Origin of the sequence: Arthrobacter sp. 2MCAF15 (genome assembly GCF_052115605.1) — a bacterium.
Classification (GTDB): Bacteria; Actinomycetota; Actinomycetes; order Actinomycetales; family Micrococcaceae; genus Arthrobacter.
In genome coordinates this window covers 377,256-398,482 of sequence record NZ_JBFRGZ010000003.1, presented here as the reverse complement: position 1 = coordinate 398,482, position 21,227 = coordinate 377,256, and the positions used below count along the sequence as shown (strand labels likewise).

Genomic DNA, 21,227 nt, shown 5'->3' with positions numbered 1-21,227 from the left:
ACCCCAGCGGTGGATTCCCGCACGACCGGTGCCATACTAAGGGCAACTTCGACGATGAAGCGATGCATTCGGGCAAGTCAAAAGCGGACCGGGGGGGCCACTACATGATGCTTGACACCGCGACGCTGAGGGTTGCCTTGGCGCTGGTCGACCTGACACTGCTGCTGCTTTTCTACTTCATTACGTTCCGGCGCACGAGGTCCCCCTACAGCGGCTGGTGGTGCATGGCCCTCCTGCTGTTCCTGGTCGGCAATGCCGCGTATCTGATGGACGGAACGGTCCACCAGGCCTGGGCCATTCCGGCCGGCAACGTCCTGCTGGTCGCCGGCGCCGCAAGCATCTGGGCCGGTGGGCGATCGCTGCGCGCCCCTTCACCACGGTCCTGGCACCTCGCGGCCGGCCCCGCCGCCACCGCCGTCGCTTCAGCCTTGGACCACCCGGCCACCAACACGTGGGCGGGAGGCCCGGTGTACCTGGGATTCATGGCCCTGCTGATCGGCATGGGATCCCGGGAGCTGTTCCTGCTCGAACGCGACTACTCCCGTGTGCATCGTCCCCTCGCCGTCGGAGCCGGCATCCTGGCCGTTTTCTACCTGGGCCGCCTCGTCGTGTTCCTGACGAAAGGGCCGGACAGCGCAATCTTCACCACGGTCTTCGGCTCCGGCACCATGACCGTCTTCTCGATGATCACGCTGGTGGTCGCCTCCTTCACCATGGCCGAGCTGAGCTACGAACAACAGACCCAGGATCTGCGGTCCCGGGCCACCGTGGACGGCCTCACTGGTCTGCTCAACCGCTCGGCCTTCCTGGATCTCGCGGAAAATGAACTGCGGCGCCTGCGCCGGACCGGAACCACGGCGTCGGTCATCATTGCAGACCTTGACCATTTCAAGAAGATCAACGACCAGTTCGGCCACCCGGCCGGGGACTCTGCCCTGCAGGCGTTTGCCCGGGCCTGCACCGGAACCGTCCGCTCCACGGACCTCATTGGCCGCTACGGCGGCGAGGAATTCATCCTTCTGCTGCCGGGCGTCACACCGGAACGCGCCCGGGAAATCGCGGCCGACGTCAGCAGTCGGCTCCAGCAGTCCGGGTCCCGTGTCATTCCGCGCCTGCCGACCGTCAGCTACGGCATCGCGGCCGTCGACGCCGGCCCGGGCAGTCTCGACGCTGCGGTGGCCTTGGCCGACGCGGCCCTCTACCAGGCGAAGACGCTGGGCAGGGACCGCGCCGAACTGGCCGCCGGCGGTGGCAGCTAGGAAATGACCCCGTCCACCAGGGCCTTCGCCTCGGCCTGGACCTGCTTGAGGTGCTCGGCCCCCTTGAAGGACTCGGCGTAGATCTTGTAGACGTCCTCCGTGCCGGACGGCCGCGCCGCGAACCAGGCGTTCTCGGTGACCACCTTCAGGCCGCCGATCGCAGCACCGTTGCCGGGCGCCTCGGTCAGTTTGGCGGTAATCGTTTCGCCCGCCAGTTCGGTGGCAGTGACGTCCGACGGCGAGAGCTTGCCCAGGGCGGCCTTCTGTTCACGCGTGGCGGCGGCGTCGATCCGGGCATAGACGGGATCGCCGAATCGGTCGGTGAGCCCCTTGTAGAGCTGCGACGGCGACTGGCCGGTGACGGCCGTGATCTCCGAGGCCAGCAGTGCCAGCAGGATGCCGTCCTTGTCGGTGGTCCAGACGCTGCCGTCCATCTTATTAAAGGAGGCGCCCGCGGATTCCTCCCCGCCGAACGCACCCTCGCCGGACAGCAGGCCGGGAACGAACCACTTGAAGCCCACGGGGACCTCCACGAGCTTGCGGCCCAGGCTCTCGGCCACGCGGTCGATGATCGAGGAGGACACCAGGGTCTTGCCGATCACGGACTGCGGGTTCCACCCGGTGCGGTGCCGGTACAGGTAATCGATGGCGACGGCGAGGTAGTGGTTCGGGTTCATCAGCCCGCCCTGTCCATCAACAAATGGCGTCACGATGCCGTGCCGGTCGGCGTCGGCGTCGTTGCCGGTGGCGATGTCGAACTTCGCCCCTTCGGACATCCTCGTGATCAGCGAGGCCATCGCCGACGGCGAGGAGCAGTCCATCCGGATCTTCTCGTCCCAGTCCAGGGTCATGAAGGCCCACTGCGGGTCAACGGTCGGGTTAACCACCGTGAGGTTCAGGTGGTGGCGCTCGCCGATCTCGCCCCAGTAGTCCACGGACGCGCCGCCCATGGGGTCCGCGCCGATCCGGACACCCGCCTCGCGGATGGCATTCAGGTCCAGCACCGAGGGAAGGTCGTCGACGTAGCTGCTAAGGAAATCGAACTTGCCGGTGGTGTCTGCCGCGAGGGCTTCGGCCACGGGGATCCGCTTGACGCCGCGCAGGCCATTCTCGAGGAGTTCGTTAGCGCGGTTGGCGATCCAGCCGGTGGCGTCGGTGTCCGCGGGGCCGCCGTGCGGCGGGTTGTACTTGAATCCGCCGTCGCCCGGGGGGTTGTGGCTGGGGGTCACCACGATGCCGTCGGCCTGCGGTGCGCCGGGGGCGGCGTTCCGGTTGTGCGTGAGGATGGCGTGGCTTAGGGCAGGGGTGGGTGTGTAGCCGTGGCGGGCATCGATGAGGACATTCACGCCGTTGGCCGCCAGTACTTCGAGGGCGGAATTCTGAGCTGGTTCGCTCAGGCCGTGGGTGTCCTTCGCCATGTAGAGGGGGCCGGTGATGCCCTGGCCCGCACGGTATTCCACGATTGCCTGCGTGATGGCGAGGATATGGGGTTCGTTGAAGGAGGCCTTTAGGCTCGATCCCCGGTGTCCGGAGGTGCCGAAGGCCACACGCTGGCCCGGGTCCGAGAGGTCCGGCGAAACGTCGTAGTACGCATCCAAAAGCGCAGTGAGGTCAACAAGGTCCTGGGGTTGGGCAACTGTGCCCGCGCGGCTAGCCATGGCACCAGCATGCCAGACGACACCGGCGTGCAACACGGTTTCGCGTCAAAGCCGTTCCTATGACGAAAAGAAAACCCGCCGAAGGGCCTGGTCCCAAGCCAACCCCACGGCGGTACGCTGGACGCAGGGACTTCTTGAGGGGACATGCCATGACTGACCAGCCAAAACAAGGCAAAGACGAGACCCCGGAGGGCTACCAGCCGACGCTGCGCCTCCCGGACCAGCAGCCGGACGTTCCGCAGCAGCAGGCAGCGCCCGGTGGCCAGGACCAGGAACAATCGGCGACGCAGCAGTTCGCGCAGCCCGAGCCCCCGCGGCAAGCTGAGGCCCCGCAGCAGCCTGACGCCCCTCAACAGCCTGACGCCCCTCAACAGCCTGACGTCCCTCAACAGCCTGAGGCCCCGCGGCAAGCTGAGTCCCCGCAGCAGCCGTGGCAGGAACAGCCCTACACGGGCCAGCAAGCCGGCCAGCCGCTGCCCGGCCAGCAGCAGCCCGGGCAGCCGGCGCCGGACCAGGGCCCGTACTCCAGCCCTTACCCGCCGATCTACGGCGACTCCGGCCGCACGCCCTATGCCGCGGGATCGGCGGGCTACGGACAGCCTGCCTATGGCCAGCCCTCCTCGCCGTATGGCCAGCAGCAGTCGCCGTATGGCCAGCAGCAGTCGCCGTACGCCCAGCCGGGCAGCCCCAATGCCTACGGCCAGCCGGCGTACTACGGCGTGCCAGCAGCGCCCAAGAGCCTGAGCATCGCCAGCATGTGCTGCGGTATCGCCGCCCTGGTGGGCTTCGGATTCTTCCTGCTTCCGCAGCTGGCCGCCGTCATCCTGGGACACCTGGCCCTGCGGCGCGAACCGGCCGGCCGGGGCATGGCGATCGCCGGTCTCGTGATGGGGTACGTGGGCATCGCCGTCACGGTCCTGGTGCTGGTCATCTTTGGACTGGTCATCGGCACGGCGCGAAACAGCGGATACGGCACCTAACCGCCGCCGCGGAGGCCGTGGCCGGTCTGCATCAAAGCGTGGGCTCAGCGCGTCAGTGCGGCCACCAGCGGTTCGGCATTGGCCTCAAGCCACGCACGGCGGCGGTTGATGAGGCCGCCCACGCCGTCCTCCCACATCCGCGCCCAGCCGCCGCCCAGGACGGCGGCGTTGTGCCGCATCCGCTCGTAGCTCAGCGCGGCGGCATCGATCCCGGCGACGGGAACCCGGCGTCGTTCATTCTCTGTCCAGCCGTAGGCGTCGGCGAAAATGCGCAGCCGGCGGAATGGGTCTTGGTCTTCCCAGCCTGGCCAGGCGTCTGAGGGGTCGCGGAGCGGAACCCAGTGCATGGCAGTGTTGAGCGAATCGTGGAGTGCCGTGGCGGGTCCGGCGAGGTCGAAATCGACAAGTCCCGCGGCCAGGCCGCCCCGGACCACCACATTCTGGGGTGTGACGTCCAGATGGCAGATGAGCGCGGCGGCATCGGAGGGGTTTGGCCGGACCGGCCGGGGCGGGAACGAGTGGGCCCGCGGCACGAAGCCTGCCGACGCCGTGTGCAGGCGCCGCACCAGGCGGGCCACGGAGGCCAGCAGGTCCTCGGACTGCGTCCACTCTTCCGGCTGCGCCCCGGCGCACCGGCCCGGCACAAAGGTCAGGACGTCCCGGCCCTGTGCGTCGCGGCCGAGGAAGCGCGGGGAGCCCTCAAAGCCTGCGTCCTCCAGCCAGTCGAGGTACTCGGCCACGGCGAGGGATTGCGGTTGGTGCGGGCGGCGGATGGTTCCGCCAACCCGCACCACACCATCGGTCACGTCGCCCGCAGGCATGATTTCGACGTCGGACGCCTCGCCGGGGGCGGGAGCGTAGACGCGCGAATCAACCGGGACGCGACGTGCGGGGCTCATCGGGTCAGCGTACGCCGCCCATGAGCTTCTTGATCGCCGGCGAGGCGATTGCCAGGCCCACGGCCAGCAGCATCGCGGTTCCGCCGATGCCGATGAAGTAGGGCAGCTCGTCCTTCGGGTTGTACAGGCCGGACAGGATGCCGGCCAGTGTGGTGCCCAGGGAAACGGACAGGAAGAACAGGGCCACCATCTGGGTGTGGAAGGCCTTCGGCGCCAGCTTGGTGGTCACGGACAGGCCGATGGGGGAGAGGAACAGCTCTGCGAGGGTGAACAGCAGCAGGATTCCGACCAGGGCCAGCAGAGGGGTCTTGCCGCCGCCGGCCAGCGGGATGAAGGCCAGGAAGGCCAGACCCATGACGAACAGGCCTACGGAGAACTTCAGGGCCGAACCGGGCTGCTTCCGGCCGAGCCTGGTCCACAGGGCGGCCATGATGCCGGCAAAGATGATGATGAACACCGGGTTGATGGACTGGACCCAGGCGGCAGGCATTTCCCAGCCGAAGAGGTTCCGGTCCAGCTTCTCTTCCGAGTAGACGGCAATGAAGGTGAACTGCTGCTGGAACAGCGCCCAGAACGCGGCAGAGGCGATGTACAGCGGGATAAACGCCGTCACCCGGCCGCGCTCGACGGCGGTGACCTTCTTGCTGCTGAAGATCAGGGCGAAGTACAGCACCGACGCGCCGATTGCGGCGTAGGCCATGGACATGGCCAGGTTCTCGGGGTTCACGGTGCCGGTCACGAGCAGCGCTGCGATGATCACGGCGATGCCACCGAAGATCAGGCCGTAGCGGGTGCGCTGGGCAGCGGGAAGGGGATTCGGGACCCGCTGTGCTGCTTCGGGCAGCTTCTTGCGGCCCAGCGAGTAGATGACAAGGCCAATGGCCATGCCGATGGCGGCGGCGCCGAAGCCCCAGTGGAAGCCCTGGCTTTCCTGCAGCCAGCCGGTGACCAGCGGGCCGATCAGCGCGCCGGCGTTGATGCCCATGTAGAAGATGGAGAATCCGGCGTCGCGGCGTTCGTCCTTCTCGCCGTACAGGCTGCCGACGAGGGCGGTGGCGTTGGCCTTCAGCCCACCGGAGCCCACGCCCACCAGCACCAGACCGGCGATCAGGCCCGGTATGCCGGGAACGAGCGCCAGCCCAATGTGGCCGGCCATGATCAGGATGGCCGCACCGAACAGCACCTTCTCCGAGCCGAAGAGCCGGTCCGCAAGCCACGCGCCGAGGATCGTGGAGAGGTAGACGCCGCCACCGTAGGCGCCGACCAGGCCGGCGGCCATGGCCTGTGGGATCTCAAGGCCACCCTGGGCGGCCGTGAAGTACATGTAGTAGAGGAGGATCCCCTGCATTCCGTAGAAGGAGAATCGCTCCCACATCTCTACGGAGAAAAGGCTGGCCAGCATCTTTGGGTGGCCGAAAAACGAGGTGTCGCCCGGCGCCTTAGCGGAGGGACTGAACGAGGGATCGCCCGGCGTTGTAGCGGGGGGATTGGATAAATGAGTTGTGCTCATTTACTTAATGGTGACATTGTGACGCGCGATTGTCACATTCGAGCAGTCCGGAGGCAAGCAACCCGGATAGTGTTTTGCCTCTCTTTCGCCTCCCTTTCGCCGGATTTTCCGGGAGCCGGCCGCGGCGGGCGGCCGGGTCCCGGGGCGTGTGCTAGGCGGGCTCGCCGCCGTCGAACATGATGACCTGCCGGATGGCGTGGCCGTCAGCCAGCTGGTCCATGGCCTGGTTGATGTCGGCCAGGGCGATACGGTCCGAAATCAGCTCCTCGACCGGCAGTTTCCCGTCCCGCCACAGCTGGGCGTATTGCGGGATGTCCCGCGACGGTACGGCGGAACCGAGGTAGCTGCCCACGATCGTCCTGGCCTCGGCGGTGACCGTCAGCGGCGCCAGCTGGGCCCGGGCCTCGGGGGACGGCAGCCCGGCCGTGACGGTGGTGCCGCCGGGGGAGGTGGCGGCGAACGCGGTTTCGAACGCGCGGGCGTTACCGGCGCACTCAATCACGTACCTGGCTTTGACGCCCTCCTCGAGGACCTGCTGCGGGGTGTACGTTTCGTGGGCGCCGAGGCGGCGGGCGTGATCGAGTTTCTGCTCCAGCGTGTCCACGGCGATGATCCGCGAGATGCCCTGGGAGATGGCGGTGATGAGCGCCGCCATGCCCACGCCTCCAAGGCCGACGATCATGATGCTGTCCTGCGGGCGCGGCCGGGCCGCGTTCAGCACGGCGCCGCCGCCGGTCAGTACGGCGCAGCCCAGGACCGCTGCTATGTCCGCAGGGATGTCGTCGTCCACCGGCACGGCCGACGCGCGGTCCACCACGGCATGGGTCGCGAAACCTGAGACGCCCAGGTGGTGGTGGACCGGCGCGCCGTTGCGGCTCAGGTGCCTGGATCCGTGCAGCAGCGTTCCGTCGTTGTTGCTCTTCGAACCCGCCGTGCAGGGCAGCCGGCCGTCCTCGGCGCAGTTCGGGCAGCTCTCGCATCGCGGCAGGAAGGACATGACCACGCGCTGCCCGGGCCGCAGGTCGGCGACGGCGGAACCGACCGTCACGATCCGGCCCGCGGCCTCGTGGCCCAGAAGCATGGGGACCGGCCGGACCCGGTTGCCGTCGACGACGCTCAGGTCAGAGTGGCAGATCCCGGCGGCCTCCATGCGGACGAGGATCTCGGTGGGCCCCGGAGCCGCCAGCTCCAGCTCGGAGATGCTGATGGGCCTGGATTCCGCGAAGGGACGCGGGCGCCCGATTTCTTCAAGTACTGCACCGGTGATCTTCATCGATCCTCTTTCGCGGCCTGGTCGGGTTTGTGTGAACGATAGCCGCCGGCCGCAGCCACCGTCCATTTGGGCGGTGCCTTGAGCGTCCCGACGGGCGGCGCGAGGGGAGGAGGTGCAGACCATCGCCGGCGCCGCGGTACTTGGGGTTCTCCGGGACGGGCTGGTTTCCTCTGCGCCCCGCGGGACATGCCCATTCTTGGCGCCCATGCGTGGACATCATGGCATTATGTCCAGTCCTCCCGGCAAGGGGCGGGCATGTGCCGTTGCGGGTAGGAGGGGCGGACATGTCCGCAACGGTCAGTGCCGGGCATGTCCCGTGCCGGCGGGAGGGGTGGGCATGTCCTCTGGGTTCTCCGGGGCGGGCTGGTTTCCTCTGCGCCCCGCGGGACATGCCCATTTTTGGCGCCCATGCGTGGACATCATGGCATTATGTCCAGTCCTCGCGGCTAGGGGTGGGCATGTGCCGTTGCGGGTGGGAGGGGCGGACATGTCCTGTGTTCGGTCTGTGGCGTGGACATGTGCCGTGGCCGGTGGGAGGGGTGGGCATGTGCCCACGGCCGGGGCCGGACCGAGGGCTAGAACCCCAGCTGGGCGGCCACCTGCAGCAGCAGCCCCTCGGATCCCATCGGGCCGATCAGTTGTATGCCCATCGGCAGGCCGGAACCCGGGGCGCCGCCGGTCCAGTGCACCGGGATGCTGATGGCAGGCAGTCCGCAGACGTTCACCATGGAGGACCACGGCGCGTACTTGCATTGCTTGCGGTAGTCGCCGTCGGCGTCGCCCGCCCATTCCGCAGCCGGCCAGTAATCACCGCCGTGCGTCGCGGCGGTGAACCAGCCCACCGGGCGGGGCGTCTGCGCCAGGGCCGGGGTGAGGATGAGGTCCCATTGGCTGTACTGGGCGATCGTGTCGTGCTGGAACTGCCGTAGGAAACCGAGGGCTTCGTTGAGTTTCGCCGCACTCCGCTGCTGCGCCCGGCGCCGGAACGTCCTTGTGAGCGGGGTCAGGAGCGCCTCGCGCTGGGGTGGGATCCGCGCGCTGCCGATCCCGGCCGTCCAGGCTGTCGTGAAAGCGGCCGCGTAGCGGTTGTCATAGCGAATCGCGGCCTCCGAGGTCGCGTGTCCCGCGGCCTCCAGCCGCGCGACGCCGTCGGACAGTGCCTCGAGCGCCTCAGGATCCGGGGTGAAGGGGAAAGCGGTTTGCCACGGGCTGTCCAGGCTGATTCCGATCCGCAGCCGGCGCGGTTCCCTGGCGGTCAGGTCGAGATAGCTGGAGCCCGGTGGGGCCGCGGGGGCCGGCGCCACGGCGGGCATCAGGGCATCCAAAAGCAGCGCGGCATCGGCGGCCGAGCGCGCGAGCGGCCCGGCAACCACGAGCTGGGCCGGATCGCCGGAGCTTTCCCCGGCAGGCACCAGCCCTCGCCCGGGTTTCAGCCCGACCAGTCCGCACGCCGCCGCCGGAATCCGCACCGAGCCGCCGCCATCGGATCCGGGGGCGAAGGGCAGCAGCCCCGCCGCCACGGCGGCAGCGCTGCCGCCCGAGGATCCGCCCGAACTGCGGCTGGGTGCATGTGGATTGCGCGACGGCGGGGCGATCCGGTTCTCGCTGTACGCCGTCAGGCCGAACTCCGGGACCTGCGTCTTGCCCAATGACACCACACCCGCCGCCTTGAGCGCGGTGGCGAGGGCGCCGTCGGCCAGCGCGGGTTTGCGGTCGAGCGCGGCGCTTCCATGCGTGGTGACCACCCCCGCCACATCCGTCAGGTCCTTGAAGGCGACCGGCATCCCATGCAGCGGCGCCAGGGCTTCGCCGGTCCGGGTTCGGAGGGCGTGGACGTGGTCCGCTGCCGCGGCATCCTTCCGCGCCTGATCCGCGGTGACGGTGATGAATGCCCCGAGGCGCGGGTTCTGGGCTTCGATGCGGTCCAGGAAATGATCGGTGGCCTGCCTGGCGGAGAGCTCCCCGGAACGGAGCGCATCGCGGAGCTGGAGGGCGGAGAGCTCGTGGATTTCAGCCAAGGAAGCCGGACTCCAGCCGTTCGCGGGGCCATGCGGGTTCCGTGCCCGCCGGACATGCCCATTTTTGGGACCTGCGGGAGGACACCTTGGCATCATGTCCAGCGCTCGCAGCGAGGGGAGGGCATGTCCCGGGGCGGGGGCCGCGGACGGGCCGCTCCGCGGGGTGTTCGGCAGCCATGAGTCTCCTTTGCGGTCCCCAGAAGCGTAACGTGCCGGCAGCCGGGCACCGCTGCCGGCAGCGGGGGATACGCTGGGATCGGAGCTTGAATTCTGCGGAAAGGGTGAACATGAGCGACTTCCAGAGCGTAAGCGTGTCTGGCATCCCCGATGGTGCCAAGATCGTGGACGTCCGCGAGGACTATGAATGGGCCGCGGGACACGCCGAAGGCGCCCTGCACATCCCCATGGACCAGCTGCCGGCCCGGATCGAGGAACTCGACCCGGACGAGGACGTCTATGTCATTTGCCGCACCGGCGGCCGCTCCTACCGGGCCACCCAGTGGCTGGTGGGAATGGGATATTCCGCCGTGAATGTGGCCGGCGGCATGGACCAGTGGGTCGAGACCGGCATGCCGCTGGTCTCGGACAACGGCCTCAAACCGGTCGTCCTGTAACCGAAGAAGGAAAAACTGATGCCCGCACCCACCGTCACCTACACATTCCTCGGACCCGAGGGCACCTTCACCGAGGCGGCCCTGATGCAAGTCCCGGGCGCGGCGGACGCCGTCCGCATCCCGTCATCGAATGTGAACACGGCGCTGGACAAGGTGCGGGACGGTTCCGCCGACGCGGCCATGGTGCCGATTGAAAACTCGGTCGAAGGCGGTGTGACGGCCACCCTCGACTCAATCGCCACCGGCCAGGAACTCAGGATCCTCCGGGAGGCCCTGGTGCCCATCAGCTTCGTCCTTGTGGCCAGGCCCGGAGTGGCGATCGGGGACATCCGGCGCGTCTCCACCCACGGCCACGCCTGGGCCCAGTGCAGGCTCTGGGTCGAGGCCAATATTCCTCATGCGGAATATATTCCGGGGTCGTCCACCGCCGCGGCCGCCATGGGCCTGCTGGGCGGCGACGGCGCCCACTACGACGCCGCGATCTGCGCCCCGATCGTGGCCGCCGAGCAGCCGGGGCTGGCCGTGCTGGCAGATAACATCGGCGACAACCCCGGCGCCGTCACCCGGTTCGTGCTCGTGGGCCGCCCGGGCCAGCTGCCGGACCGCACCGGCGCGGACAAGACCACCGTGGTGGTGCCGCTGCCCGAGGACCGGCCGGGCGCACTGATGGAGATCCTGGACCAGTTCGCGACCCGCGGCGTGAACCTGAGCCGGATCGAATCCCGGCCGACCGGGCAGTACCTGGGCCACTACTTCTTCAGCATTGACGCCGATGGCCATGTGGCTGACGCCCGGGTGGCCGACGCGCTTGCCGGCCTCCACCGGATCAGCCCGGCCACCCGCTTCCTCGGCTCGTACCAGCGTGCCGACGGCACCCGGACCAGCGTGGCGCCGCATACCTCGGACCAGGCATTCCGGTCTGCGCATGCGTGGGTGAAAGACATACTGGGCGGAGCATCTGCCGAGGTGGAATATACGCCGGGGGCTTCGCCCAAAGCGTAGGCAAATGCCATCCGGTGCCCTTCCACCCCCTCCCAACTGTGCGTATGCTTGCCTGATCCATATTGGGGAAGTCCCCTAACGGAGGGAGCGGGTCATGTCAGGCACCAGCACAGACAACGACGGCCAGGGAATGATCGTCAATCCCAAGCCGACGGCTGACAACCAGGACTGGGACGGCGACGACGCCGACCGCGCGGACCGCCTGCGTTTCGAAGAAGAACAGGCAATGATCCGGGAGCAGTCCGAAGCCCGGGCCGCCAAGGCTGCCGCGGAAGCGAAGAAGGCCGAAGAGGCAAAGAAGGCCGCCAGCGCCTAGTCACCACTCCAGCCGCCGTCGGCCTAGCCGACTTCGGTGCCGTCCTTGACCCGGACCAGCAGGGATCCCGGGGCCACCTGGACGGTGACCTTCGTGGCCTCGCCGGAAGGGTCGCCGTCGACCTGGGTGGGCAGGGGTTCGGAGCTCCGGATGGTGATCTTGCCCGACCGGTAGTACGTCATGACCGGCAGTTCCTTCTTGTGCTTCAGAACAATCTTTGTGTACATGGCCAGCCAGCCGATTGCACTGCGCGGGCTCATCACCACGATGTCCAGCATCCCGTCATCGATCATCGCCTGGGGGATGAAATCGATGCCCCCGGGGATCAGGCCGCAATTCGCGAAGAGGACGCTGCGGATACTCCGGAACTGTTCGGGCTGGTCATCCAGGGCTATGGAAACCTTTTTGCGCCGCCCCACCAGGTGCCGGGCGCCGGCCTCCGTGTACGCGAGCCAGCCCACCGCCTTCTTCAAATCGTCGTTCGTATCATTGACCACTTCGGCGTCCATGCCGATGCCCGCGATCACCAGGAAGGTGTATTGCGCTGACTCTCCGGTGCGTGAATTGTCCAGAGTGAGCCGCGCCGTGTCGATAAACCGCTGGTGTCCGAACAAGGCGGCCTGCACATTGCCTGGGAGGTCCCCCACCTCCAGATGCACATTGCGGGCCAGGAGGTTGCCCGTGCCCAGCGGAATCAGGCCCATCGCGATGTCCGTCCCGGCGAGGATCTCGGCCACCACGCGCACGGTACCGTCGCCGCCGCAGGCCAGGACGACGTCGGCTCCGTAGGCCACCGCCGCCCGCGCCTGGGAAAAGCCGGGGTCCTCGGCGGTGGTTTCAAAGATGCGGGGCGGCTGCCAGCCTGCCTCGGCGCACGCCGCTTCAATCAGGCCCCGCGCCTCGGCGGACCGGGCCTTGATGGGATTCAGGACCACGGCAACTCTCTGATGGCCCAGGCCCGGGCTGTGGGTTTCCTCCCACACGGCCCTGCGGGTGTGCTTGGCCTTCAGCCGACGCACTCCCCACCAACTGGAGACGGCAAACGCCAGGACCCCAGCGATGACGAGGTACAGCAGCCAGTCGCGCATTGTGATCCAACAGTATCCCGCCAGCGCCCCCGCAACGGGTTGCCCGGGAACGGCGACCGGATTGGATACTCTTGTCTGGTGATCGACGTAAAAGACCTCAGCGAAAATCCGGACAAGTTCCGTGCCAGCCAGCGCGCCCGTGGCGCCGACGAATCCGCGGTGGACGCGATCATCGCTGCGGACTCGGCCAGGCGCGCGGCGCTGATCCGGTTCGAGAACCTCCGGGCCGAACAGAACGTCTTCGGCAAGAAGGTCGCGCAGGCCAAGGGCGAGGAAAAGCAGGCCCTCCTCGCGGACGTGAAGGTCCTGGCCGCCTCGGTCAAGGCCGCATCTGCCGAGGCGGATGTTGCCCAGAGCGCCCACGAGGAACTGCTCCGAAGCATCCCCAACCTGATCGAGGACGGTGTCCCGGCCGGCGGCGAGGACGACTACATCGTGGTCAAGACGGTGGGCACGCCGCGCGAGTTCCCCGACTTCGAGCCCAAGGACCACCTGGAAATCGGTGAGCTGATCGGGGCCATCGACATGGAACGCGGGGCCAAGGTGTCCGGCTCACGCTTCTACTTCCTGCGCGGAGTCGGCGCCCGGCTTGAGATGGCGCTGCTTCAGATGGCGATGGAACAGGCGATCGACGCCGGCTTCGTCCCCATGATCACGCCCACCCTGGTGCGTCCGGAAACCATGCAGGGCACCGGCTTTGACGTCAAGCACGACGCCGAGATCTACCGTCTCGCCGAAGACGACCTTTACCTTGTGGGCACCTCTGAAGTAGCCCTTGCCGGATACCACGCCGACGAGATCCTGGACCTTTCGGGCGGTCCGGTCCGCTACGCGGGCCAGAGCTCCTGCTACCGCCGCGAGGCCGGTTCGCACGGCAAGGACACCCGCGGCATCATCCGGGTCCACCAGTTCAACAAGGTGGAGATGTTCATCTACACCACTGTTGAGGAGGCGGTCGGCGAGCACGCCCGGCTCCTGGCGTGGGAAGAGGAGATGCTGGCCAAGTGCGAACTCCCGTACCGCGTGATTGACACCGCGGCCGGGGACCTGGGCAATTCAGCGGCCCGGAAGTTCGACTGCGAGGCGTGGGTCCCCACCCAGGGCGCCTACCGGGAGCTGACCTCCACGTCCAACTGCACCACGTTCCAGGCGCGCCGCCTGAACATCCGTGAACGGGTTTTCAACGAGGACGGTGCGCCCAAGGGCACCCGGGCCGTGGCCACGCTCAACGGCACCCTGGCAACCACCCGCTGGATCGTTGCCATCCTGGAGCACCACCAGAACCCCGATGGGTCCGTCAACGTCCCCGCAGCGCTGCAGAAGTACCTCGGCGGCATGACGGTGTTCCCCGTCCTATAACCACCGTCCTTTAACCACCAGCCAGGAACCGCCAGCCAGGCCTCCGGTGGCCGCCGGGTAAATATTCACACTGTGGACAGGCTGTGGGTGTTTACCACAAGTTAACGCCGTGCTGTGGCGTGTGTCCTAGCGGCCGTCGGGGGTGTCTGCTCTACTTGTGAGATGACAACCATGACTGAATCCTCAGTCGCCGGCAACGATGACCGGCGCACCACACACCAGAACATGACCGACCAGAACACGGCAGACCAGACCAGGAACGTCCGGGACCAAAGTGCCCTGAACGGCGCCGGCGGCAAGCTGCTGATCGCTCTCGACGTCGATGGCACCCTTGTGGACCACGACGGGCACATGTCGGTTCCTGTCCGCGAGGCCGCCCAGGCCGTGGTGGCCGCAGGCCACCACGTCATGATCGCCACCGGCCGCTCCCTCAACGCCACATTGCCCGTCATCGAGCACATCGGGATCGACACCGGTTACGCAGTGTGCTCCAACGGCGGCGTGATCCTGCGCATCGACTCGGGCCTGCCGGACGGCTACGAAGTCCTCCACAAGGCAACGTTTGACCCGGGCCCTGTGCTTCGGGCCCTGCGCAAGCGGCTGCCCACCGCAAAGTACGCCCTCGAGGACGAAGAAGGTAATTTCCTGTCCACGGAGCGCTTCCAGGACGCCAGCTTCGGTGTCGAGGCGGTGGGCGTCGACTTCCAGACCATGCTGGAGGCAACCGCTGTGCGCGTGGTGGTCTTCAGCTCGGAAAACACGCCCGAAGAGTTCAACGCCGCCATCCGCCACATCGGTCTCGCCGGCGTGACGTATTCGGTGGGCTGGACGGCGTGGCTGGACATTGCCGCGGCCGGCGTCACAAAGGCCAGTGCACTGGAGCACCTCCGCGACCGGCTGAGCATTGACACCCAACGCACGGTCGCCGTCGGCGACGGCCGCAACGACATCGAGATGCTCACCTGGGCACGCCGCGGCGTGGCCATGGGGCAGGCCCCGGTGGAAGTGATTGCCGCCGCGGATGAGGTGACGAAGTCGGTCTACGACGACGGCGCCGCGCACGTGCTTCGCAGCCTCCTCTAGCCGCCGGAGGGCGGACGGGCGGTTCCGGTGAGGGGCCGTCCGGCTAGCGGACGTCGAGGATGAGGCCCAGGAGACGGGCCGCAGCGGGACGGGCCGCGTACTCTTCGTTCCACTGGGACCTGGCCACGGCTTTGCTCACGGCCTGGGTTGTGATCCCGAGCTCCTCGGCTACCGCTTTCTGCTGACCACGCACGCCCGGGGTGAGCAGGTCCAGCACCCGCCATTCCGCCTGGCTCCGGTCGTGCACAATGTGGCCCAGGAGGCGCAGGACGGCCTCGGCCTCGGCCGCGAGATCGGCCAGCGGGCCCTCTACGGCCACGCGGACCCGGTCCTTGCCGTTGCGGAGGCGATCCACGGCGCGCCGGGCGTAGATCAGCCCGTGGCCCGAGGCGTCCTTGATCTGGTTCGGCAGGGGTTCATTGACCGGCCCAACCCCAATGCCCACGTACCAGCTGCCGCTGCGCAGGGCGATCATGGCCGCCTCCACCGCCTGGTCCGGACAGTCCAGGATGCCCTGGACCTCGTCCTCCACGGAACGGTCGAAATCGAGGCGCGCCGGAATGTGCCGCAGGTCCTTGAGGAGCTGCGGCACACGGTCGCCGTCGCGCCGGCTGTCGGTTTGATTGATGGTCAGCGTGAACATTCTGGATGACACACTACCCGGTGGCACTTGCCGGGCAAGTGCCCGGCGTGACCCGCAGGGCCGGGACCGTAACAGTGACGGTTACCGGGCGACTATCCGGCTGCCAGGTCGGAAAGCTGGCCGGAGGGCAGATGGATCCAGCCCTCGCTCAGGGCGGCCGCGGCGTGCCCGGCATCGGGGCGGAGCGTCCTGCCGAGAGCGACTGCCCGCGCTGTCAAGGAGGCAATGACGGCATCGAACATGTCATCGGACGCCGCAAGATCGCCCCGGTACTCCGAGAGGTCCAGCCACGGGGCCTTGAGGGTCAGATCCGCCACGGCCGAGGACAGCCTTTCGGCTTCCGGGGCCCCGCGTCCCTTGTAGCCGCGGGCGTGGATCCCCCAGATCTTCAGGGATGCCGCCGGATAGACCTCCGCGAGCCGGCCGGAGCCGTCCCTGGCCTGCGGCCCCGCGTCCCGGGCGATCTTGGCCTGGATGACGGCGCACCTCATGGCCGGGTGGGCCAGCCGGTCCGCGGAGACGCTGAGCGGAATCAGCCCGGTCTTGCCCGTGACGAACCGGTCGGTGTCACGGTAGGCGAGCAGCCGGCGGCCCTCGATCCCGTCGTGGCTGAGGACCGGCCCGGCGTCGAAAGCCAAATGCCCTGCAATGAAAGGCAGGAAGGCGTCAGGCCAGCCGAGGGGGCAGTCGATACCCGTCATGTCGCTGGCGCCGAAGAGGCTGATGATCTCCTCGTCGTCCACGTCCAGGGACAGATGCGCCAGGCGGGCCGCGCCGCCGTCGTCCCATTCGATGAGGGCAGCAGCCGTCTTCTTCGCGGCCGCAGCGAGGTCGACGCCGAGGGTCCTCACCGCTGCGCCCGCCAGCACTTAAAAAACGCGGGGTCACGTACCGCCCATTCCGGTGACCCGGATGGGCGGTACGTGACCCCGCGTTGGAGTGCAGAAACGGTCAGTGACCGGCCGCCGGCACGTAGCGCTTGATGGACGCTTCGAGCTCGGCCTCGGCGGCGGCGCGGTCGCCCCAGCCCTCTGCCTTGACCCACTTGCCCGGCTCCAGGTCCTTGTAACGGGTAAAGAAGTGCTCGATTTCCTTGATCAGGAATTCGCTGACATCGCTGATCTCTTTGATGTGGTCGAACCGGGCGTCGGTCGGGACGCAGAGGACCTTGGCGTCGCCGCCGCCGTCGTCGGTCATGTTGAAAACGCCGATCGGGCGGGACTCGACGATGACGCCCGGGTACAGGTCGAAGTCCTGCAGGAGCACCAGCGCGTCCAGCGGATCTCCGTCTTCACCCAAGGTGTTCTCGAAGAAACCGTAGTGAGTGGGGTACTGCATCGACGTGAACAGGACGCGGTCCAGGCGGACGCGGCCGGTCTCGTGGTCGACTTCGTACTTGACGCGCGATCCCTTGGGGATCTCGATGGTCACGTCATGCTTCATGGAATGCTCCTTGACGAATTCAGGGGTGCGCGGCACGCGTGACGAAGGCAAAAAGCAGTGTCGGTGCCGCCGACTACTATTGAGGATATAGCGAGAGGCGCTGGTTTCAGGAACTAGTGAGGACATTTCAGGACTAAGGACCAGCAGCAGCATGAAACCGATAACCAGCCGCGCCGGCACCGCACCGGGGCCCGGCAGGCTTCGCGGGATCCTCGCACCGCTGCTCCAGACCGTCCTGGTGGTGGCGGTGGCACTGCCGGCCGGGATCGCCATCGCCCCGGCTTTCCTCGGCCCGGACCAGCCCCGGAGCGCTTCTGCATCAACGCCTGCCTGGCAGCAGATTCCCGCGACGCTGAGCGGCCCCGGCAGCGATGCGGACGGAATCCGGCCACTCAGCGACGCCGCGCCAATCCCCGCCGGCGCAGCCCTCGCGGCACAGCTCAACGAGACCCTTAAGCCCGACGGCGCCGGCACCTTCACCGGGATCGTCCAGGACGCCGCCACGGGACAGGTGCTCTTTGAACGCGGGGCCGACGAGGCCCGCGTTCCGGCGTCGAACATGAAGCTCCTCACAGCCGGCGCCGCACTGCGTGTCTTGGGCCCGGACCGCCGCTTCAGCACCCGGGTGGTGGCAGGGCCTACGCCGGGCTCGGTGGTCCTGACCGGCGGGGGCGATGTCCTTCTGGGCGCCGGCGAATCCGCCCCCGGGGCCGTCCTGGGCCGCGCCGGGCTCGCCACGCTCGCCGAGGCCACGGTCCGTACCCTCAAGGCCGACGGCGCGAGCGGCGCCGTAAGCGTCCTGCTCGATGACTCCCTCTTCAGTGGCCCCTCGCTCAGCAAGGCGTGGAGCCCCGAGGACGTCGCCGCCGGGGAGACGGCCCCGCTGTTTCCGCTGGCACTGAACTCGGCCAGGTTCGATCCCGCCAAAACCACCGGACCCCGCCCGCAGGACGCCGCCATGACCGCCGCCGAGGCGTTCGCCGCCCGGCTTACCTCGGCAGCGGCGGCCGCTGGGCTCTCCGTGACCCCCGGGGTCGCCCGGGTCCAGCCCGGAGACGCGCATGACAGGGAACCCGGGAAAGCCAGTGAACACGGGAAAGACAGCGCCCCCGCCAAGGTCCTGGCCGAGGTCCAGTCCGCCACGCTGGGCCAGCAGGTGGACCTCATACTGCAGACTTCGGACAACTACCTGGCCGAGGTATTGGGACGGATGACCGCCCTCGGCGACGGCCGGGCCGGCAGCGGCGAGGACGCCATTACCGCCGTGCTGCAGCAGGTCCGGGGCATGGGCGTGCCCACTGATGCCCTCCGTGCCGCGGACGTCTCCGGCCTGACCCTGGCCAACCGGGTCTCGGCCCGGCAGCTCACGGACGTGGTCCGGGCCATGACCTCGGGGACGGACACCCGGTTGCGCGCCGCCCTTTCGGGATTCCCGGTCGCCGGGCTCACCGGAACCCTGGGGGGCCGGTATGTGGAGGGAGCCGCAGCCGCGGGCGCCGGTCTGGTCCGCGCCAAGACGGGCACGCTGAACACTGTCATTGCGCTCAGCGGTTACGTCGTCGACGCCGACGGCCGACTGCTGGTCTTTTCCTTCGTGGGGAACGGCCTGACTCCCGGCGCCGCGAACAAGGCCGCCTTGGACCGCTCCGCCGCCGTCCTCGCCGGCTGCGGCTGCCGCTGACGGACCCCGCCGGATCTAAACGAACGGGGACCACCCGGTTCGCCGGTCAGCGAAAATTAAGGCGCATTGTCCGGCCCCTGTGATCTGATGGATCCCATGGAGTCCTCTGCGCGCGAGACAACAAGCGAGCCATCACGAAAAACCTCGGGTGAGACCCCGGTCCAGGCCCAAGGTCTTATCAATTGGGAGCTCGCCGCGTCCACGGCGGCGCGCCTGACGCCCGCGGGCCCCGTCCTGGGCGCCGCCGAGATCGGCGCCGCGGTCGAAAACCTGCGGCTCATGGCAGACCTTTCGGTGCCGCACGTCCACGACATCACCGGGCTCGACGCCGCCCGGGACCTGCGTGATTCCGAGGTCCTCGTGGTGGACCGGGCCTCATGGGCCAAGGCCAACACCCAGAGCTTCGCCGTGATGCTCAAGCCCGCCATGGAAAAGCTGCTGGAGGGCCGCGCAGCCCTGAGCCCCGGAGCCACCAGCGTCAGCGCGGCCATCACCGGCAGCCAGCTCGGCGCCATCCTGGCCTTCCTTTCCAGCAAAGTCCTGGGCCAGTACGACCCCTTCTCGGCGCTGGCCGAAAACTCCACGGCCCCCGCATCCGGGCGCCTTCTGCTCGTCGCGCCGAACATCATCGCCGTGGAACGGGAACTGAAGGTCGCTCCCGAGGACTTCCGGCTCTGGGTCTGCCTCCACGAACAAACCCACCGGGTCCAGTTCGCCGCCGCCCCGTGGCTGCGGCACCACATGCTCCAGGAGATCGAAAACCTCAGCGGCATGCTGCTGGGCAACGTCGATTCGCTGATGGAACGGGCCTCCGCGGCCGCGAAGTCGCTGAAGGACCGGGCGGCGCCCGGCGCCGCGCCGGGACGGGGCGCCATCCTGGACCTGCTCCAGAACCCGGAGGAAAAGGCGGCCCTGTCCCGCCTCACCGCCCTCATGAGCCTGCTCGAGGGCCACGCCAACGTGGTCATGGACGCCGTGGACGCCAGCATCGTCCCCTCCGTGAAGACCATCCGGCAGCGGTTCAACGCCCGCGGCCAGGACCGCGGCATGATCGAGAAATTCATCCGCAACCTGCTCGGACTCGACGCCAAGATGCGCCAGTACAGTGACGGCGCCAAGTTCGTCCGCGAAGTGGTGGACGCCGCCGGCATGGCAGGATTCAACAAAGTCTGGGAGCAGGCCGGCCACCTCCCCAGCGAAGCCGAGATCCACGACTCGAAGCTCTGGCTCGACCGGATGGGCCTCTAGCCGCCATGACTGTCAGCAACGGTGTTGGTTCGACCTCCGTTTCCAGCGGACGACGCCGGCCCGGCCGCCTCGCGCCGGTGGTCGGCACGGCCCGGAAAATGCTGCAGGACACCCTTGCTGCGGCCGGCTACCCGGAACGCGTCCTGGTCGCCTGCAGCGGCGGCCCGGACTCCCTGGCCCTCGCCGCCGTCGCCGCCTATTTCGCCCGCCGCGCCCATGTGGACGGCCACCCCGTGTCCGTTGGCGCCGTCGTCGTGGACCACCAGCTGCAGCCCGGCTCTGCCGGGGTCGCCGCACTCACCGCCCGGGCCCTCGAGGACCTCGGACTCTCGCCCGTGCAGATCAGGACGGTCGACGTCGCCTCCACCGGCATCGGCCCCGAGGCGGCCGCCCGGGACGCCCGCCACGCGGCCCTGGAGGCAGCGGCCGACGAGACGGGTGCCGCCGCGATCCTGCTCGGCCACACGCTCGATGACCAGGCCGAGCAGGTGCTCCTGGGCCTGGCGCGCGGCTCGGGCACCCGCTCCCTGGCCGGAATGAGGCCCTCCCGGGGGCGGCTGCTGCGCCCGTTCCTGGGCCTGCGGCGGGCGGACACCCTGGAGATCTGCCGCGTCGAGGGCCTGGAACCCTGGCACGACCCGTCCAATACCGATCCCGCGTTCGCGCGCTCCCGGACAAGGGTTGAAGTGTTGCCCCTGCTGGAGGACAAACTCGGCCCCGGCGTCGCCGAATCCCTGGCCCGCACGGCCGCGATCCTGCAGTTCGACGCCGACTACCTCGAGGACGTGGCGAACGACACCTTCGGCCGGCTGCGGGAGCAGGCCGGTGAGGAGATCAGCCTTCCGGAGGCCGCGCTGCGGGACCTTGCCCCGGCCGTGAGGTTCCGGGTGATCGCCAAGGCCGCCGCCGCCGTCGGAGGTCAACAGCCCAGCTACCAGCGTCTGCTCGCCGCCGAAGCGCTGCTGCGCCGGCAGGGATCGGCGGGCCCGGTGGAGCTTCCCGGAGGCGTCAGCGTCTACCGGCTCTCGCTCGCGGAGCTCCTCGCTGCGGGGCTGTCCGCCTCCGCCGGTGTTCCCCGCGAAGCCGCCCGCTGTGGGAAGCTTGTATTCCGGCCTCAACGGCCGCCCCGAAATTAGTCGCACCCCGCATCTAC

The 21,227-nt window shown here is 68.4% G+C and carries 19 protein-coding genes; 10 read left to right on the top strand and 9 right to left on the bottom strand.

Annotated elements, in window-relative coordinates:
* Positions 1-104: 104 nt before the first annotated feature.
* Entirely contained in the window at positions 105-1,259 is a 1,155-nt protein-coding gene (locus AB4089_RS05495; RefSeq protein WP_441408270.1) for a GGDEF domain-containing protein, read from the top strand.
* On the opposite strand, the gene pgm is transcribed toward AB4089_RS05495, so the two are convergent.
* Positions 1,256-2,917: a phosphoglucomutase (alpha-D-glucose-1,6-bisphosphate-dependent) gene (pgm, locus tag AB4089_RS05490; protein WP_441408269.1), complete on the bottom strand. Its 1,662-nt coding sequence runs from the start codon at positions 2,915-2,917 to the stop codon at positions 1,256-1,258. The two genes, AB4089_RS05495 and pgm, sit on opposite strands and share 4 nt — an antisense overlap.
* A 149-nt stretch (positions 2,918-3,066) precedes the next feature.
* Here pgm and AB4089_RS05485 point away from each other — a divergent pair, with 149 nt between their 5' ends.
* Positions 3,067-3,897 (top strand): DUF4190 domain-containing protein, encoded by an 831-nt coding sequence (locus AB4089_RS05485; protein WP_441408268.1) that lies wholly within the window; start codon positions 3,067-3,069, stop codon positions 3,895-3,897.
* A 44-nt stretch (positions 3,898-3,941) separates the two neighbouring features.
* Here the strand turns inward: AB4089_RS05485 and AB4089_RS05480 are convergent, their stop codons facing one another.
* The 4 genes from AB4089_RS05480 to AB4089_RS05465 form a co-directional block, all read right to left on the bottom strand.
* Positions 3,942-4,796 (bottom strand): phosphotransferase, encoded by an 855-nt coding sequence (locus AB4089_RS05480; protein WP_441408267.1) that lies wholly within the window; start codon positions 4,794-4,796, stop codon positions 3,942-3,944.
* Between the two features lie 4 nt (positions 4,797-4,800).
* Positions 4,801-6,306: a peptide MFS transporter gene (locus AB4089_RS05475; RefSeq protein ID WP_441408266.1), complete on the bottom strand. Its 1,506-nt coding sequence runs from the start codon at positions 6,304-6,306 to the stop codon at positions 4,801-4,803.
* Between the two features lie 151 nt (positions 6,307-6,457).
* Positions 6,458-7,579: an alcohol dehydrogenase catalytic domain-containing protein gene (locus AB4089_RS05470; protein WP_441408265.1), complete on the bottom strand. Its 1,122-nt coding sequence runs from the start codon at positions 7,577-7,579 to the stop codon at positions 6,458-6,460.
* 575 nt (positions 7,580-8,154) lie between these two features.
* Positions 8,155-9,597, bottom strand: coding sequence for an amidase (locus tag AB4089_RS05465; RefSeq protein WP_441408264.1), 1,443 nt, complete (start codon positions 9,595-9,597; stop codon positions 8,155-8,157).
* 287 nt (positions 9,598-9,884) lie between these two features.
* Here AB4089_RS05465 and AB4089_RS05460 point away from each other — a divergent pair, with 287 nt between their 5' ends.
* The 3 genes from AB4089_RS05460 to AB4089_RS05450 all read left to right on the top strand — a co-directional run bounded on the left by AB4089_RS05460 (position 9,885) and on the right by AB4089_RS05450 (position 11,529).
* Entirely contained in the window at positions 9,885-10,211 is a 327-nt protein-coding gene (locus AB4089_RS05460) for a rhodanese-like domain-containing protein (RefSeq protein WP_390201660.1), read from the top strand.
* A gap of 18 nt (positions 10,212-10,229) precedes the next feature.
* On the top strand, positions 10,230-11,213 hold the full coding sequence (pheA, locus tag AB4089_RS05455) for a prephenate dehydratase (protein ID WP_441408263.1): 984 nt from the start codon (positions 10,230-10,232) through the stop codon (positions 11,211-11,213).
* A gap of 94 nt (positions 11,214-11,307) precedes the next feature.
* Entirely contained in the window at positions 11,308-11,529 is a 222-nt protein-coding gene (locus tag AB4089_RS05450) for a hypothetical protein (protein WP_390201662.1), read from the top strand.
* 23 nt (positions 11,530-11,552) lie between these two features.
* On the opposite strand, the gene AB4089_RS05445 is transcribed toward AB4089_RS05450, so the two are convergent.
* The gene (locus AB4089_RS05445; RefSeq protein WP_441408262.1) at positions 11,553-12,617 is read right to left on the bottom strand and encodes a diacylglycerol/lipid kinase family protein; all 1,065 of its coding nucleotides are present in this window, start codon (positions 12,615-12,617) and stop codon (positions 11,553-11,555) included.
* A gap of 78 nt (positions 12,618-12,695) precedes the next feature.
* On the opposite strand from AB4089_RS05445, the gene serS reads away from it, so the two are divergent.
* Together serS and AB4089_RS05435 are read left to right on the top strand one after the other, a co-directional pair.
* Complete coding sequence (gene serS, locus AB4089_RS05440) at positions 12,696-13,976, top strand: serine--tRNA ligase (RefSeq protein ID WP_441408261.1); 1,281 nt, start codon at positions 12,696-12,698, stop codon at positions 13,974-13,976.
* A 162-nt stretch (positions 13,977-14,138) separates the two neighbouring features.
* Positions 14,139-15,059 (top strand): HAD family hydrolase, encoded by a 921-nt coding sequence (locus AB4089_RS05435; RefSeq protein WP_441408260.1) that lies wholly within the window; start codon positions 14,139-14,141, stop codon positions 15,057-15,059.
* Between the two features lie 43 nt (positions 15,060-15,102).
* Here AB4089_RS05435 and AB4089_RS05430 read toward each other — a convergent pair whose 3' ends face one another.
* From AB4089_RS05430 to AB4089_RS05420, 3 genes are all read right to left on the bottom strand, one after another.
* Positions 15,103-15,702, bottom strand: a complete 600-nt coding sequence (locus AB4089_RS05430) for a hypothetical protein (RefSeq protein ID WP_441408259.1) — start codon at positions 15,700-15,702, stop codon at positions 15,103-15,105.
* 92 nt (positions 15,703-15,794) lie between these two features.
* Positions 15,795-16,553: a DUF429 domain-containing protein gene (locus tag AB4089_RS05425; protein ID WP_441408373.1), complete on the bottom strand. Its 759-nt coding sequence runs from the start codon at positions 16,551-16,553 to the stop codon at positions 15,795-15,797.
* Between the two features lie 100 nt (positions 16,554-16,653).
* Positions 16,654-17,145, bottom strand: coding sequence for an inorganic diphosphatase (locus tag AB4089_RS05420; RefSeq protein WP_441408258.1), 492 nt, complete (start codon positions 17,143-17,145; stop codon positions 16,654-16,656).
* A gap of 151 nt (positions 17,146-17,296) precedes the next feature.
* Here AB4089_RS05420 and dacB point away from each other — a divergent pair, with 151 nt between their 5' ends.
* The 3 genes from dacB to tilS all read left to right on the top strand — a co-directional run bounded on the left by dacB (position 17,297) and on the right by tilS (position 21,210).
* On the top strand, positions 17,297-18,826 hold the full coding sequence (gene dacB, locus AB4089_RS05415; protein WP_441408257.1) for a D-alanyl-D-alanine carboxypeptidase/D-alanyl-D-alanine endopeptidase: 1,530 nt from the start codon (positions 17,297-17,299) through the stop codon (positions 18,824-18,826).
* A gap of 96 nt (positions 18,827-18,922) precedes the next feature.
* Entirely contained in the window at positions 18,923-20,074 is a 1,152-nt protein-coding gene (locus AB4089_RS05410) for a zinc-dependent metalloprotease (RefSeq protein WP_441408256.1), read from the top strand.
* Positions 20,075-20,172: 98 nt separating this feature from the next.
* A complete protein-coding gene (gene tilS, locus AB4089_RS05405; protein WP_441408372.1) occupies positions 20,173-21,210 on the top strand; it encodes a tRNA lysidine(34) synthetase TilS in 1,038 nt (345 codons plus the stop codon).
* Positions 21,211-21,227 lie beyond the last annotated feature (17 nt).

Coding starts and splice junctions, on each gene's coding strand:
- pheA (WP_441408263.1), top strand. CDS start 10,230: ATGCCCGCACCCACCGTCACCTACACATTCCTCGGACCCGAGGGCACC.
- AB4089_RS05485 (WP_441408268.1), top strand. CDS start 3,067: ATGACTGACCAGCCAAAACAAGGCAAAGACGAGACCCCGGAGGGCTAC.
- AB4089_RS05430 (WP_441408259.1), bottom strand. CDS start 15,702: ATGTTCACGCTGACCATCAATCAAACCGACAGCCGGCGCGACGGCGAC.
- tilS (WP_441408372.1), top strand. CDS start 20,173: ATGCTGCAGGACACCCTTGCTGCGGCCGGCTACCCGGAACGCGTCCTG.
- AB4089_RS05420 (WP_441408258.1), bottom strand. CDS start 17,145: ATGAAGCATGACGTGACCATCGAGATCCCCAAGGGATCGCGCGTCAAG.
- AB4089_RS05410 (WP_441408256.1), top strand. CDS start 18,923: ATGGAGTCCTCTGCGCGCGAGACAACAAGCGAGCCATCACGAAAAACC.
- dacB (WP_441408257.1), top strand. CDS start 17,297: ATGAAACCGATAACCAGCCGCGCCGGCACCGCACCGGGGCCCGGCAGG.
- pgm (WP_441408269.1), bottom strand. CDS start 2,917: ATGGCTAGCCGCGCGGGCACAGTTGCCCAACCCCAGGACCTTGTTGAC.
- AB4089_RS05450 (WP_390201662.1), top strand. CDS start 11,308: ATGTCAGGCACCAGCACAGACAACGACGGCCAGGGAATGATCGTCAAT.
- AB4089_RS05475 (WP_441408266.1), bottom strand. CDS start 6,306: ATGAGCACAACTCATTTATCCAATCCCCCCGCTACAACGCCGGGCGAT.
- AB4089_RS05445 (WP_441408262.1), bottom strand. CDS start 12,617: ATGCGCGACTGGCTGCTGTACCTCGTCATCGCTGGGGTCCTGGCGTTT.
- AB4089_RS05435 (WP_441408260.1), top strand. CDS start 14,139: ATGACAACCATGACTGAATCCTCAGTCGCCGGCAACGATGACCGGCGC.
- AB4089_RS05495 (WP_441408270.1), top strand. CDS start 105: ATGATGCTTGACACCGCGACGCTGAGGGTTGCCTTGGCGCTGGTCGAC.
- AB4089_RS05470 (WP_441408265.1), bottom strand. CDS start 7,579: ATGAAGATCACCGGTGCAGTACTTGAAGAAATCGGGCGCCCGCGTCCC.
- AB4089_RS05480 (WP_441408267.1), bottom strand. CDS start 4,796: ATGAGCCCCGCACGTCGCGTCCCGGTTGATTCGCGCGTCTACGCTCCC.
- AB4089_RS05460 (WP_390201660.1), top strand. CDS start 9,885: ATGAGCGACTTCCAGAGCGTAAGCGTGTCTGGCATCCCCGATGGTGCC.